The organism is Parapedomonas caeni, assembly GCF_041060555.1.
GTDB lineage: Bacteria > Pseudomonadota > Alphaproteobacteria > Sphingomonadales > Sphingomonadaceae > CAUJIW01.
In genome coordinates, this window is the sequence record NZ_JBEUDS010000013.1 from 15,093 (window position 1) to 30,608 (window position 15,516).

At 65.5% G+C, this 15,516-nt stretch carries 10 protein-coding genes; all 10 read left to right on the top strand.

All coding sequences use genetic code 11. The annotated features are described in order from the left end of the window. Positions 1-39: 39 nt before the first annotated feature. Entirely contained in the window at positions 40-471 is a 432-nt protein-coding gene (gene rplK / locus ABU113_RS10150) for a 50S ribosomal protein L11 (protein WP_454559399.1), read from the top strand. Positions 472-474: 3 nt separating this feature from the next. Further along, positions 475-1,176 carry a 50S ribosomal protein L1 gene (rplA, locus tag ABU113_RS10155; protein ID WP_454559400.1) on the top strand — a complete coding sequence of 234 codons (702 nt, stop codon included), beginning with the start codon at positions 475-477 and terminating at the stop codon, positions 1,174-1,176. Positions 1,177-1,497: 321 nt separating this feature from the next. Continuing rightward, positions 1,498-2,010, top strand: a complete 513-nt coding sequence (rplJ, locus tag ABU113_RS10160) for a 50S ribosomal protein L10 (protein ID WP_454559401.1) — start codon at positions 1,498-1,500, stop codon at positions 2,008-2,010. Positions 2,011-2,060: 50 nt separating this feature from the next. Then, positions 2,061-2,438, top strand: coding sequence for a 50S ribosomal protein L7/L12 (gene rplL / locus ABU113_RS10165; protein WP_454559402.1), 378 nt, complete (start codon positions 2,061-2,063; stop codon positions 2,436-2,438). 296 nt (positions 2,439-2,734) lie between these two features. Beyond that, positions 2,735-6,847, top strand: coding sequence for a DNA-directed RNA polymerase subunit beta (gene rpoB / locus ABU113_RS10170; protein ID WP_454559403.1), 4,113 nt, complete (start codon positions 2,735-2,737; stop codon positions 6,845-6,847). A 94-nt stretch (positions 6,848-6,941) separates the two neighbouring features. Beyond that, positions 6,942-11,096 carry a DNA-directed RNA polymerase subunit beta' gene (rpoC, locus tag ABU113_RS10175; RefSeq protein ID WP_454559404.1) on the top strand — a complete coding sequence of 1,385 codons (4,155 nt, stop codon included), beginning with the start codon at positions 6,942-6,944 and terminating at the stop codon, positions 11,094-11,096. A 124-nt stretch (positions 11,097-11,220) separates the two neighbouring features. Next, on the top strand, positions 11,221-12,132 hold the full coding sequence (locus tag ABU113_RS10180; protein WP_454559405.1) for an ATP-grasp domain-containing protein: 912 nt from the start codon (positions 11,221-11,223) through the stop codon (positions 12,130-12,132). A 28-nt stretch (positions 12,133-12,160) separates the two neighbouring features. Further along, complete coding sequence (hisS, locus tag ABU113_RS10185; protein WP_454559406.1) at positions 12,161-13,408, top strand: histidine--tRNA ligase; 1,248 nt, start codon at positions 12,161-12,163, stop codon at positions 13,406-13,408. A gap of 3 nt (positions 13,409-13,411) precedes the next feature. After that, a complete protein-coding gene (gene prfA / locus ABU113_RS10190; protein WP_454559407.1) occupies positions 13,412-14,500 on the top strand; it encodes a peptide chain release factor 1 in 1,089 nt (362 codons plus the stop codon). Further along, a complete protein-coding gene (gene prmC / locus ABU113_RS10195; RefSeq protein ID WP_454559408.1) occupies positions 14,501-15,379 on the top strand; it encodes a peptide chain release factor N(5)-glutamine methyltransferase in 879 nt (292 codons plus the stop codon). Positions 15,380-15,516: the final 137 nt, after the last annotated feature.

The following is a 15,516-nucleotide window of genomic DNA, read 5'->3' on the forward strand; positions in this document are numbered from 1 at the left end:
CGGCTCCTTGCGGGCCGGCGGGCATGGAAGGTTGGAACAATGGCCAAGAAGATTACGGGCTATATCAAGCTCCAGGTCGGCGCCGGCGCTGCCAATCCGAGCCCGCCGATCGGTCCGGCGCTCGGTCAGCGCGGTGTCAACATCATGGAGTTCTGCAAGGCGTTCAACGCCAAGACCGGCGACATGGAAAAGGGGATGCCGATTCCGGTCGTCATCACCGTCTATGCCGACCGCTCCTTCTCCTTCGAGATGAAGACGCCGCCGGCGACCTATCTGCTGTCCAAGGCTGCCAGCGTGAAGAAGGGCACGGCCACGCCGGGCCGTGGCTTCATCGGCAAGGTGACCAAATCGGACGTGCGCAAGATCGCCGAGACCAAGATGCCGGATCTGAACACGACCGACATCGAGGCCGCCATGCGCTCGATTGAAGGTTCCGCCCGGTCCATGGGCCTCGAAGTGGTGGAGGGCTAAACCATGGCCAAGTTGACCAAGCGCATGCAGAAGCTGGTTCCGACCGTTGATCGGAAGAAGCTCTACTCGATCGACGAGGCGATCTCGATCGTCAAGACCAACGCGGTCGCCAAGTTTGATGAGACCATCGAGGTCGCCATCAACCTGAATGTTGATCCGCGTCACGCCGACCAGATGGTCCGCGGCGTCACCACCCTGCCCAAGGGCACCGGCAAGACCGTTCGCGTCGCCGTGTTCGCCAAGGAAGGCAAGGCGGATGAAGCCAAGGCCGCCGGTGCCGATGTCGTCGGCGCGGAGGAGCTGGTGGACGCGGTGTCGAAGGGTGAAATCAACTTCGATCGCTGCATTGCCACGCCGGACATGATGGCGCTGCTGGGCCGCGTCGCCAAGATCCTCGGCCCCAAGGGCCTGATGCCGAACCCGAAGCTCGGCACCGTGACTCCCAACGTCGCCGACGCCGTCAAGGCGGCCAAGGGCGGTCAGGTGGAGTTCCGCGTCGAGAAGGCGGGCATCATCCACGCCCGCCTCGGCAAGGCGAGCTTCGCGGCGGAAGATCTGCGCGCGAACTTCGATGCCTTCGTCGATGCCATCATCAAGGCCAAGCCGTCGGGCGCCAAGGGTAAGTATCTTGAGAAGATCGCCCTGTCGTCCAGCATGGGCCCGGGCGTGAAGGTGGATATCGCCAACGTCAGCGGCGCCATCTGACGCTGACATGAACCGAATTCCCGCCGCGCGAGCGGCGGGAGGACGGCCGGTGCCGCCTCGCCAGAGGATCACCGGCCATCCGTCCGAGACTGCAGGCGCACGCCTTTCCCGGGAGTGCTTAAACGCCAAGCCTGCATAGACGGGGAAACGAGACTTTACGGCTCCGCGCGTGCGATGCGGGGCCGACCGCAAGAAGGCCATACGGCTCTTCGACCGGGTGTCGGGACTGACCCCACGGACGGGCAACGGGGCTCGGAGATTATTTCCGGGTTCCAGCTCAACCGGCTGTTGGGTCTTCCGATAGCCAAACAGGAGAAGAGCATGGACAGAGTCCAGAAAAAGGAGATGGTCTCCTCGCTCAACGCAACCTTCTCCGAGACGTCGGTGGTGGTGGTCGCCCGTAACAAGGGTCTGACCGTCTCCCAGGTGAACGATCTCCGGAGAAAGATGCGGGCAGCGGGCGCCAGCTTCAAAGTGGCGAAGAACAAGCTCGCTCGCCTGGCGCTTGAGGGCACGGACTACACCGGTATCAGCGACATGCTGACCGGTCCGACCGCGCTCGGCACCTCCAAGGATCCCGTGGCCGCGGCCAAGGTGATCGTCGCTTTCGCCAAGGATAACGAGAAGCTCGAAATCGTTGGTGGCGCGATGGGGGCGACCGTCCTCGACGTCAATGGCGTGAAGGCGCTGGCCGAACTGCCGTCGCTCGATGAACTCCGGGCCAAGCTGCTCGGCCTCATCAATGCGCCGGCGACCAAGGTCGTCCGCGTCGTCAGCGAACCGGCGGCGAAGCTCGCCCGCGTGTTCGCCGCCTATGGCGATAAAGCTGCTTAACCTTAGAAAACTTTTTGCGGCGCCGCTGTGCGCCCATTTGGAGATGAACAATGGCTGATCTTGCGAAACTGGTTGATGATCTGTCGGCGCTGACCGTGCTGGAAGCCGCCGAACTGGCGAAGATGCTCGAAGAGAAGTGGGGCGTTTCCGCCGCCGCTGCCGTCGCGGTTGCCGCGCCGGCCGCTGGTGGCGCCGCTGCGCCGGCCGCTGAAGAGAAGACCGAGTTCGACGTCGTTCTGGTGTCGGACAACGGCAAGAAGATCAACGTGATCAAGGAAGTCCGCGCGATCACCAACCTCGGTCTGACCGAAGCGAAGGCCCTCGTCGAGGGCGCGCCGAAGGCGATCAAGGAAGGCGTCAGCAAGGACGAGGCCGAGAAGATCAAGAAGCAGCTTGAGGAAGCCGGCGCGACCGTCGAACTCAAGTAAGCTTGCGCCTTCACGGCAAGTTACGGGCAAGGGCGGCGCCTCCGGGGGCCGCCCTTTCTCTTTGGCGCCCGGTGCTGATCGCGCCGGAGCGTTTGACATGCGGAATGCGGCCCCCTATACCGCCCGCACACCCGGAGTCGATCGGGACATGGCGCGCCGTTGCGCAGCGCGCTGAACGCATGGATCGGCCCGGAACCGAAGACGCGGCAAAGCGGCGGCCTCCCGCTAGGGAGGCTTGCGGCTTTTTTCCGCGTCCGCGCCTGTTGAGACAGTGACGAGCGAGGACGAACACACCCATGGCCACCCAGGCGACGTCGTTCACCGGACGCAAGCGTATCCGCAAGACCTTCGGACATATCCGCGAGGTCGTGGAGATGCCCAACCTCATTGAAGTGCAGCGGGAATCCTACGAGCAGTTCCTGCGTTCGCGCCCCGACTACGTGTCGGGTCTGGAAAAGACCCTGCGGTCGGTGTTCCCGATCCGTGATTTCGCCGGCACCGCCGAGCTGGACTTCGTCCGCTACGAGCTGGAAGACCCGAAGTACGACGTCGACGAGTGCCGCCAGCGCGGCATGACCTACGCCGCGCCGATGCGCGTCACCCTGCGGCTGATCGTGTTTGAAGTCGATCAGGACACTGGTGCCCGCTCCGTGCTCGATATCAAGGAGCAGGACGTCTACATGGGCGACATGCCGCTCATGACCGAGAACGGCACCTTCATCATCAACGGCACCGAGCGCGTCATCGTCTCCCAGATGCACCGCAGCCCGGGCGTGTTCTTCGACCACGACAAGGGCAAGACCCACTCGTCGGGCAAGTACCTGTTCGCCGCGCGGGTCATTCCGTATCGCGGTTCGTGGCTGGACTTCGAGTTCGACGCCAAGGACATCGTCAATGTCCGCATCGACCGCAAGCGCAAGCTGCCGGTGACGACGCTGCTCTATGCGCTGGGCCTGCACTCGGAAGAGATCCTCAACCATTTCTACGGCCGCGTGACCTGGGTGCGCGACCAGAATGGCTGGAAGACCCCCTACGTCGCCGACCAGTGGCGCGGCATCAAGCCGGCCTACGACGTGCTCGACGCCGCCACCGGCGAGGTGGTGTTCAAGGCGGGGGGCAAGATCACCCCGCGCGCGGCGCGCAAGGCCGCCAACGACGGCCTGAAGGAGCTGCTGATCCCCACCGAGGAGATCTACGGCCGCTACGCCGCGTTCGACATGATCAACGAGAAGACCGGCGAGATCTACATCGAGGCCGGTGACGAGGTGAACAAGGACAACCTCGCCAAGCTCGACAAGGTCGGCTTCGACCAGCTCGACGTGCTCGACATCGATCACGTCAACATCGGTCCGTGGATCCGCAACACCCTGATGGCCGACAAGGTCGAGGAGCGCGACCACGCGCTGGCCGAGATCTATCGCGTCATGCGCCCCGGCGAGCCGCCGACCCGCGAGACCGCCGAAGGCCTGTTCCACGGCCTGTTCTTCGACCCCGAGCGCTACGATCTGTCGGCCGTCGGCCGCGTCAAGATGAACATGCGCCTGGACCTCGACTGCGCCGACGACATCGTCGTGCTGCGCAAGGAAGACATCCTCACCGTCATCAAGACGCTGGTCGACCTGAAGGACGGCAAGGGCGAGATCGACGACATCGACAACCTCGGCAACCGCCGCGTGCGTTCGGTGGGCGAGCTGCTGGAAAACCAGTACCGCGTCGGCCTGCTGCGCATGGAGCGCGCGGTGAAGGAACGCATGTCCTCGGTCGACATCGACACGGTCATGCCCAACGACCTGATCAACGCCAAGCCGGCGGTGGCGGCGGTGCGCGAGTTCTTCGGTTCCTCGCAGCTGTCGCAGTTCATGGACCAGACCAACCCTCTGTCGGAAGTCACCCACAAGCGTCGCGTCTCGGCGCTGGGCCCGGGCGGCCTCACCCGCGAGCGCGCGGGCTTCGAGGTCCGCGACGTTCACCCGACCCACTATGGACGTATCTGCCCGATCGAAACGCCGGAAGGGCCGAACATTGGTCTGATCAACAGCCTTGCGACCTACAGCCGCGTCAACAAGTACGGCTTCATCGAGACGCCGTACCGCCGTGTCGTCGACTGCAAGGTAACCGACGAGGTGATCTATCTGTCGGCGATGGAAGAGGCCAAGCATACCATTGCCCAGGCCAACTCGCCGACCGACGCCGAGGGGCGGCTGATCGACGAGCTGGTGTCTGCCCGCGAGGCCGGCGAGTTCCTCGTGGCGCCGCGCGAGCAGATCACGCTGATGGACGTCAGCCCGAAGCAGCTGGTGTCGGTGGCGGCCTCGCTCATTCCGTTCCTGGAGAATGACGACGCCAACCGCGCGCTGATGGGCTCGAACATGCAGCGTCAGGCCGTGCCGCTGGTGCGCGCGGAAGCGCCGTTCGTCGGCACCGGCATGGAAGCGACGGTCGCCCGTGACTCCGGCGCCGCCATCGCCGCCCGCCGCGCCGGCATCGTCGACCAGGTCGACGCCACCCGCATCGTCGTGCGCGCGACTCAGGAGGTCGAGGCCGGCAAGTCGGGCGTCGACATCTACAATCTGCTGAAGTTCCAGCGCTCCAACCAGAACACCTGCATCAACCAGCGGCCGCTGGTGAAAGTGGGTGACGTGGTGGCCAAGGGTGACATCATCGCCGACGGTCCGTCGACCCAGCTCGGCGAGCTGGCGCTGGGCCGCAACGCGCTGGTCGCCTTCATGCCGTGGAACGGCTACAACTTCGAGGACTCGATCCTGATCTCGGAGCGGATCGTCAAGGAAGACATCTTCACCTCGATCCACATCGAGGAATTCGAGGTGATGGCCCGCGACACCAAGCTCGGGCCGGAGGACATCACCCGCGACATCCCCAACGTCGGCGAGGAGGCGCTGCGCAACCTCGACGAGGCGGGCATCACCTACATCGGCGCCGAAGTGAATCCAGGCGACATCCTGGTCGGCAAGATCACGCCGAAGGGCGAGAGTCCGATGACGCCGGAAGAGAAGCTGCTGCGGGCGATCTTCGGCGAGAAGGCGTCGGATGTGCGCGACACGTCGCTGCGGCTGCCGCCGGGCGTTTCCGGAACCGTCGTCGAGGTGCGGGTGTTCAACCGCCACGGCGTCGAGAAGGACGAGCGCGCGCTCGCCATCGAGCGCGAGGAGATCGAGCGCCTGACCAAGGACCGCGAGGACGAACGGGCGATTCTCGACCGCTCGACCTACGCGCGTCTGAAGGACATGCTGGTCGGCCAGGTCGCTGCGTCGGGCCCCAAGGGTTTCAAGAAGGGCAGCGAGATCACTGACGCGGTGCTGGCGGAAACCCCACGCCACGAGTGGTGGAAGTTCGCGGTCTCCGATGATGTCCGTCAGGCTGATATCGAGGCGGTCAAGGGTCAGTGGGAGGAATCCCGCAAGGGCCTGGAGAAGCGCTTCGAGGAGAAGGTCGAGAAGCTTCAGCGCGGCGACGAGCTGCCGCCGGGCGTGCTGAAGATGGTCAAGGTGTTCGTCGCGGTGAAGCGTAAGCTGCAGCCGGGCGACAAGATGGCCGGCCGTCACGGCAACAAGGGTATCATCAGCCGCGTACTGCCGAGCGAGGACATGCCGTTCCTCGAAGACGGCACCCCGGTTGACATGGTGCTGAACCCGCTGGGCGTGCCCAGCCGCATGAACGTCGGTCAGATCTTCGAAACCCACCTTGGTCTGGCGGCGCGCGGTCTTGGTCAGCAGATCGAGGCGGCGCTCCAGCAGTGGCGCGACGCCAATCCCGATCCGGTGGCGGCGCCACCGCCCCAGGCTGTCGTCGAGCGGTTGAAGGACATCTACGGCGAACGCTACCACGAGGAGATCGAAAGCCGTTCGGCCGACGAAGTCGTCGAACTGGCGGAGAATCTCCGACCGGGCGTGCCGATGGGGACGCCGGTGTTCGACGGTGCGCGCGAGGCAGATGTCTCCGCGATGCTGGCGAAGGCGGGCTACGACACCAGCGGCCAGGTCACGCTCTACGACGGGCGTACCGGCGAGGCGTTCGATCGCAAGGTGACCGTGGGCTACATGTACATGCTCAAGCTGCATCACCTGGTCGACGACAAGATCCACGCCCGCTCGATCGGCCCGTACAGCCTGGTGACCCAGCAGCCGCTGGGTGGCAAGGCGCAGTTCGGCGGTCAGCGCTTCGGTGAAATGGAAGTCTGGGCACTGCAGGCCTATGGCGCGGCATACACGCTCCAGGAAATGCTGACGGTGAAGTCCGACGACGTGGTCGGCCGCACCAAGGTCTACGAAGCGATCGTCAAGGGCGACGATACCTTCGAGGCCGGCATCCCCGAAAGCTTCAACGTGCTGGTCAAGGAAATGCGGTCGCTCGGCCTGAATGTCGAGCTGCAGACCAGCGACGAGGAGTAGGTGACGCGCCCCGTTGCGTCGTCCCGACGCGGATGACGGAGCGGGGCCTGCTCACCCTGCTGATATTTCGGCCCTGAAGCCAAGGAACAGGCGCATGAACCAGGAACTGGTGAATTTCTTCAACCCGGCCCAGAAGCCGGAGACGTTCGACAAGATCAAGATTTCGATTGCCTCGCCCGAGCGCATCAAGTCCTGGTCGTTCGGTGAGATCAAGAAGCCGGAAACCATCAACTACCGCACCTTCAAGCCGGAACGGGACGGTCTGTTCTGCGCCCGTATCTTCGGCCCGATCAAGGACTATGAGTGCTTGTGCGGCAAGTACAAGCGCATGAAGTACAAGGGTATCACCTGCGAGAAGTGCGGCGTTGAAGTCACCGTCTCGAAGGTGCGTCGCGAACGCATGGGGCATATCGACCTCGCCGCGCCGGTCGCGCACATCTGGTTCCTGAAGTCGCTGCCCAGCCGTATCGGCCTGCTGCTCGACATGCCGCTCAAGGATCTCGAGCGGGTGCTGTACTTCGAATATTACATCGTCGTCGAGCCGGGCCTGACGCCGATGAAGAAGTATCAGCTGCTGTCGGAAGATCAGCTGCTGGAAGCCCAGGACGAATATGGCGAGGACGCCTTCACCGCCGGCATCGGCGCGGAAGCGATCCGCGAGCTGCTGATCGCGCTCGACCTTGAGGCCGAGCGCCTGCGCCTGCGCGAGGAACTGGAGCAGACCAAGTCCGAGCTGAAGCCGAAAAAGATCATCAAGCGGCTCAACGTGATCGACAGCTTCATCGAGTCCGGCAACAAGCCGGAATGGATGATCCTGACCGTCGTGCCGGTGATCCCGCCTGAACTGCGTCCGCTTGTGCCGCTCGACGGTGGCCGCTTCGCGACCTCGGACCTGAACGACCTCTATCGTCGCGTCATCAACCGCAACAATCGCCTGAAGCGGCTGATCGAGCTGCGCGCGCCGGATATCATCGTGCGCAACGAGAAGCGCATGCTGCAGGAAGCCGTTGACGCGCTGTTCGATAACGGCCGGCGTGGCCGCACCATCACCGGCGCCAACAAGCGGCCGCTGAAGTCGCTGTCCGACATGCTCAAGGGCAAGCAGGGCCGTTTCCGTCAGAACCTGCTCGGCAAGCGCGTCGACTATTCGGGTCGTTCGGTCATCGTGACCGGTCCGGAACTCAAGCTGCACCAGTGCGGCCTGCCGAAGAAGATGGCGCTGGAGCTGTTCAAGCCGTTCATCTACTCGCGCCTCGACGCCAAGGGTCTGTCGATGACCCTGAAGCAGGCCAAGAAGTGGGTGGAGAAGGAGCGCAAGGAAGTCTGGGACATCCTGGACGAGGTGATCCGCGAACATCCGGTGATGCTCAACCGCGCGCCGACGCTGCACCGCCTGGGCATTCAGGCGTTCGAGCCGGTGCTGATCGAGGGCAAGGCGATCCAGCTGCATCCGCTGGTCTGCGCCGCGTTCAACGCTGACTTCGACGGCGACCAGATGGCCGTCCATGTGCCGCTGTCGCTTGAGGCGCAGCTGGAAGCGCGCGTGCTGATGATGTCGACGAACAACATCCTCAGCCCCGCCAACGGCAAGCCGATCATCGTGCCGTCGCAGGACATCGTGCTCGGCATCTATTACCTGTCGATGGAGCGCAAGGGCAGCGTCGGCGAAGGTATGCTGCTGGCCGACATGAAGGAGGTGCACCAGGCGCTCAACGCCAAGGCGGTGACGCTGCACTCCAAGATCACCAGCCGTGTCGAGCAGGTCGACGAGAGCGGCAACGTCTACATCAAGCGCGTCGTCACCACGCCGGGCCGGATGCTGATTGGCGAATGTCTGCCCAAGTCGCACAAGGTTCCGTTCGAGACCATCAACCGCCTGCTGACCAAGAAGGAGATCGGCGACGTCATCGACACCGTCTATCGCCACTGCGGCCAGAAGGAGACGGTGCTGTTCGCCGACGCCATCATGGCGCTGGGTTTCCGCCATGCCTGCATGGCCGGCATTTCCTTCGGCAAGGATGACATGGTCATCCCCGCCGAAAAGGAGCAGCTGGTTGCCGAGACCAAGGCGCTGGTGAAGGAATATGAGCAGCAGTACCAGGACGGCCTGATCACCCAGGGCGAGAAGTACAACAAGGTCGTCGACGCCTGGGCCCAGTGCGGCGACAAGGTCGCCGAAGCGATGATGAAGCGCATTTCGGCGATGCCGGTGTCGTCGGAAGGCCGCGAGCTCGACATCAACTCGGTGTACATGATGGCTCACTCCGGCGCCCGCGGCAGCCAGGCACAGATGAAGCAGCTCGCCGGCATGCGCGGCCTGATGGCCAAGCCGTCGGGCGAGATCATCGAAACGCCGATCATCTCGAACTTCAAGGAAGGCCTGACCGTCCTTGAGTACTTCAACTCGACCCACGGCGCCCGCAAGGGTCTGGCCGACACCGCGCTCAAGACCGCGAACTCGGGTTACCTCACCCGTCGTCTGGTCGACGTCAGTCAGGACTGCGTCATCACCGAGGACGACTGCGGCACCGAGAACGGCCTGGAGATGGCGGCGATCGTCGAGGGCGGTCAGGTCATCGTCAGCCTGGCCGAGCGCATCCTTGGCCGTACCGCGGCACTGGACGTGCTTGATCCCAAGACCGGCGACGTCATCGTGCCGGCCGGCACGCTGCTGAGCGAGGCTGAAGTGGACCTGATCGCCAAGGCCGGCGTTCAGTCCATCAAGATCCGGTCGGTGCTGACCTGCGAGACCGAGCAGGGCGTTTGCGGCAAGTGCTACGGCCGTGACCTCGCGCGCGGTACGCCGGTCAACATCGGCGAGGCGGTGGGCGTGATCGCTGCCCAGTCGATCGGCGAACCGGGTACCCAGCTCACCATGCGCACCTTCCACATCGGTGGTGCGGCGCAGGTGTCTGAGCAGTCATCGCTGGAAGCGTCGGCTGACGCGACCGTCGTGCTGAAGAACGAGCATGTGGTTGAAGACAGCCGCGGTCGTCTGATCGTCATGAGCCGCACGCTCGAACTGGCGCTCGTCGACGGCGAGGGTCGCGAGCGGGCCAGCCACCGCGTGCCGTTCGGCGCCCGCCTGCTCAAGAAGGCCGGCGACAAGGTGACCAAGGGCGAGCGTCTGGCGGAGTGGGATCCCTACACCCGGCCAATCATCACCGAAAAGGGTGGTGTGGTGAAGTACCAGGACCTCATCGAGGGCGTGTCGCTGAAGGAGGAAACGGACGAAGCCACGGGCATCACCAACAAGGTGGTGAGCGACTGGAAGTCCCAGCCGAAGTCCGGCGACCTGCGGCCGCGCATCACCCTGCTCGACGAGAAGGATGGCACGGCGGAGGCCGCCCGCTACTTCCTGGCGGTGGACGCGATTCTGTCGGTCAACGACGGCGACAAGGTGCACAGCGGTGACGTGATCGCGCGTATTCCGCTGGAAGCCGCCAAGACCCGCGACATCACCGGCGGTCTGCCGCGTGTCGCCGAACTGTTCGAGGCGCGCAAGCCGAAGGACCACGGCATCATCGCCCAGGCCACCGGCCGGGTCGAGTTCGGCAAGGACTACAAGACCAAGCGTCGCATCATCATCCGTCCGGAAGATGGCGCGGAGCCGGTCGAGTATCTGATCCCAAAGGGCAAGCACGTCTCGGTGCAGGAAGGCGACTTCATCCAGCGCGGCGAGTATCTGCTCGACGGCAACCCGGATCCGCACGACATTCTGGACGTGCTGGGCGTCGAGGCGCTGGCCGCCTACCTCGTCAACGAGATCCAGGAGGTCTATCGCCTGCAGGGCGTGAAGATCAACGACAAGCACATCGAGGTCATCGTGCGCCAGATGCTGCAGAAGGTGGAGATCACCAAGTCCGGTGACACCACGCTGCTGCCGGGCGAGCAGGTCGACCGCGAGGAGATGGACGAGATCAACGCCAAGGTGCTGAAGGAAGGTCGCGAACCCGCCGAGGGTAAGCCGATCCTGCTTGGCATCACCAAGGCGTCCCTGCAGACCCGCTCGTTCATCTCGGCGGCCTCCTTCCAGGAGACCACCCGTGTGCTGACCGAGGCTTCGGTGCAGGGCAAGATCGACCGGTTGAACGGTCTCAAGGAGAACGTGATCGTTGGTCGCCTGATCCCGGCTGGTACTGGTGCTGGTGTCAACCGTGTCCGTGTCGCGGCGAATGCCCGCGATGTTGCGTTGCGCGCCAGCCAACAGGCCAAGGGGCTGCCCTCGCCGGAGGGCGAGGCGGCCTGAGGCACGCCGAACGGCATTGGCCCGAGAAAGCCGCCCGGTCCCGCCGGGCGGCTTTTCTCATGAAGTGTCGGTGTTCGTTTGTCACTGGTCCGACTGTTTCTTTCGTTTGGTCGAGGTTCCGTCCATGTCCGTTGTTGCCATCCTCGCTTCCGGCGACATGATGCCGGGTGCTGCCGATCGCAGGGTGGATGCCTGGGAAGGCGACGCGCAGGTGGCCGTGGTGGCCGCTGCGTTGGCCCGCCATGGCTACGCCACCGAACTGCGACGCTGGGATGACGCCGAGGCCGATTGGTCAGCCTATGCGGCCGCCATCGTCTCGGTGACCTGGGATTACGCGGCCCGTCCCGACGCCTTTTTAGCCGCGCTGGAGCGCATCGCCGCCGCGACGCGGCTGGTCAATCCGCTCGAAGTCATCCGCTGGAACATGCGCAAGACCTATTTGCGCGACATGGAGGCGCGCGGCGTCACCGTGGTGCCGACGGTATGGGTGGACGCGGCGACGCCGGCACAGGCCGCCCGTGCCTTTGCTGATTTTGCCACCGACCGACTGGTGATCAAGCCGCAGGTCGGCGCCGGCGCCTGGCGCCAGGTGCGGCTGGGCGCGGGCGATCCCTGGCCGGCGGCCGAGGCGCTGCCGCCCGGTCCGGCGATGATCCAGCCTTATCTCGCCTCGGTGGCGGCGGAGGGGGAGTACAGCTTCCTCTACTTCGGCGGCCGTTTCAGCCATGGCGTGGTCAAGCGGGCGGCGCCCGGCGACTACCGCATCCAGTCGAGCTTCGGCGGTACGACGCAGGTCTATCACCCCAGCGCCGAGGAACTGGCGGTTGGCGTGGCGGCGCTGGCGGCGGTCTCGGCGCCCTTGTTTCATGCCCGCGTCGACCTGGTGCGGCTGGACGATGGCCGGCTGGCGCTGATCGAGCTGGAGCTCATCGAGCCCTATCTCTATGTGGTCGGCGTCGCGGGTCTGGAGGATGTGCTGGCGGACGCCTGGGCGGGGCTGATCGAGACTTTCACCCCGTCCGCGATGCCCGTATAAGCGGCGGCTGTTTCAGGAGTTCAAGCCGATGTCGAAACTTCAGCCGGTGCGCGGCACGCGGGATCTGTTCGGGGAAGACGCCGAGCGTTTCGCCCATGTGGTGGCGACGTTCGAGCGGCTGGCTCGTGCCTATGGCTTCCGCGGCGTCGACACGCCGATTTTCGAGTTCACCGAACTGTTCGCGCGCGGCATTGGCGAGACTACCGACATCGTGTCGAAGGAAATGTACACGTTCGAGGATCGCGGCGGCGAATCACTGACGCTGCGCCCGGAATTCACCGCCGGGCTGTGCCGGGCCTATCTGTCGAACGGCTGGCAGCAGCTCAGCCCGCTGAAGCTCGCCGCCCACGGCCCGGTGTTCCGCTACGAGCGGCCGCAAAAGGGGCGCTACCGCCAGTTCCACCAGATCGACGCCGAAATCATGGGGGTGGCCGAGCCGCAGGCGGATATCGAGCTGCTGGCGCTGGCGGCGCACCTGCTGGACGAGCTGGGGCTGGCCGGCAAGGTCCAGCTGGAGATCAACACGCTGGGCGACACGCCGAGCCGGCTGGCCTGGCGCGAGGCGCTGGTGGGCTATTTCGGGCGCCATGAGGCGGCGCTGTCGGAGGACAGCAAGACCCGGCTGCACAAGAACCCCATGCGCATTCTCGATTCCAAGGACGAGGGCGATCGTGCGCTGGTGGCCGATGCGCCGCTGCTCGACCGCTTTCTCTCCGCCGAGGCCGGCGCGTTTTTCGAAACGGTGCTCAAAGGCCTGGAGTCGGTGGGCGTGCCCTATGTCGTCCAGCCCCGGCTGGTGCGCGGGCTGGATTATTACTGCCACACCGCCTTCGAGTTCACGACCACCCACCTGGGCGCCCAGGGCACGGTGCTGGCCGGTGGTCGCTACGATGGTCTGATCGAACAGCTCGGCGGCCCGGCGACGCCGGCGATCGGCTGGGCCGGCGGCATCGAGCGGCTGGGCATGCTGGTCGACCTGCCGGCGGCTCCGCGCGGACCGATCACCGTGGTGCCGATGGGCGAGGCGTCCCAGCTGGCGGCGGTCGGGCTCACGGCCCGGCTGCGGCGGGCGGGCTTCGTGGTCGAGCAGGCGTTTCGTGGCAACCTGAAGAAGCGGCTGTCGCGGGCTAGTGACATGGGTGCGCCGGCGGTGTTGATTCTCGGCGAGGACGAGCTGGCGCGCGGCGAGGTGATACTGAAGGATCTGGCGACCGGCGCCCAGCAGGCGGTGGCGCTGGACCAGGTCGAGACGGCGCTGGCCGTCTACCGGGACTGAGCGATGGTCGGCATCCCACTGGCCAAGCTGGAGCGCATTCGCGCCCGTCATGCCGAGCTGTCGCATACCATGGCCGACCCTGGTCTGGCCGCCGACCGGTTCGTCAAGCTGTCGCGCGAATACGCCGAGCTGGCGCCGGTGGTGGAGGCCGCCAACGCATTGACGCGGCTGGCCGATGATATCCGGGAGGCGGAGCAGATTCTCGCCGATCCCGGCGCCGATGCCGACATGAAGGAACTGGCGCGCGACGAACTGGACGCGGTCAAGGACCGGTTGCCGGAGGCCGAGCGCCAGCTCAAGATCATGCTGCTGCCCAAGGACGTGGCGGACGAGAAATCGGCGATCCTCGAAATCCGCGCCGGCACCGGTGGCGATGAGGCGGCACTGTTCGCCGGTGACCTGTTCCGCATGTATTCGCGCTATGCGGAAACCCAGGGCTGGCGGGTGGAGCCGATTTCCGCCTCGCCGTCCGACATGGGCGGCTACAAGGAAGTGGTGGCCTCCATCACCGGCCAGGGGGTGTTCGCCAAGCTGAAGTTCGAATCCGGCGTGCATCGGGTGCAGCGGGTGCCGGTGACGGAGTCAGGCGGGCGCATCCACACCTCGGCGGCCACCGTCGCCGTGCTGCCTGAAGCGGAGGATGTCGACATCCAGATCGACGACAAGGATCTGCGCATCGACGTGTTCCGCTCGTCCGGGCCCGGCGGCCAGTCGGTCAACACCACCGATTCGGCGGTGCGCATCACACACCTGCCCACGGGGCTGGTGGTCAGCCAGCAGGATGAGAAGAGTCAGCACAAGAACAAGGCCAAGGCGCTGAAAATCCTGCGTGCCCGGCTGTACGAGATGGAACGCGAGAAAGTGGCGGCGGCGCGTGCCGACGCGCGCAAGAGCCAGGTCGGCTCCGGCGACCGTTCCGAGCGCATCCGCACCTATAATTTCCCGCAAGGGCGCGTCACCGATCACCGCATCAACCTGACGCTGCACAAGCTCGATGCGGTGCTCCAGGGCGAGGCGCTGGAGGAGCTGGTGCAGGCACTGATCGCCGAGGATCAGGCGGAGAAGCTTGCGTCGCTGGACGAGCAGGGCTGAATGGGCGAGGGCGCGACCCGCAGGGCGGTTGTCCTGCGCGCGGCGGCGACGCTGGCGGCGGCCGGTATCGACCAGCCCCGGCTGGATGCCGAGGTGCTGCTGGCGGAGGCGCTGGGCCTGCCCCGCCTCGCCATGCTGGTGGACCTTGACGCGCCGGTGCCCGATGACGTGCGCGCTCGTGTCGAGGCATGGGTCGCCCGCCGGACCATGGCCGAGCCCGTCGCCTATATTGTTGGTCATCGCGAGTTCTGGTCGCTTGATTTCACGGTCACGCCGGCGACGCTGATTCCCCGCCCCGACAGCGAGACGCTGGTGCAGGCGGCGGTGGCCGCCTGGCCGCGCCAGACGCCACTGCGCGTGCTCGATCTGGGCACGGGCAGCGGCTGCCTGCTGCTGGCGGTGCTGCATGAGTTCCCGCGTGCGACCGGACTGGGTGTCGATCGCAGCGCCGCGGCGTTGGCGGTCGCCGCCGGCAATGCCAGGGTGCTGGAACTTGAGGATCGGGCGACGTTCGTTACGGGTGACTGGGGGTCGGCGATCGCCGGGCCGTTTGACTGCATCCTCGCCAACCCGCCCTACATCGCCACCGGCGAGGTTCTGGCACGCGATGTGGCGGCCCACGAGCCGGCGACTGCCTTGTTCGCCGGCCCGGACGGGCTGGACGATTACCGGCGGATCATCCCGGACCTGCCGCGCCTGCTGGCGCCGGCGGGGCGGGCGTTTGTCGAGGTCGGCGCTACCCAGGCGGCGGCGGTGTCGGCACTGGCGCGGTCGGCCGGCCTGACGGCGGTCACGCATCCCGATCTGGCGGGGCACCCGCGCTGCGTCGAACTGAGCGGGCCGCAGAATCCCCTTGGAATGGTCGCACGAAGCGATTAGAGACAAAGGCGGACGGGGTCGATGGTCTCCCCCCTCCACCTGATTTCCGATATGGACGGATCGCAGGGAAAGGCGACGCCACTGGCGCGCCGGTAACGGGGCGAACAGCCTGAGGGCGACAGAAGAAGAACGGAATT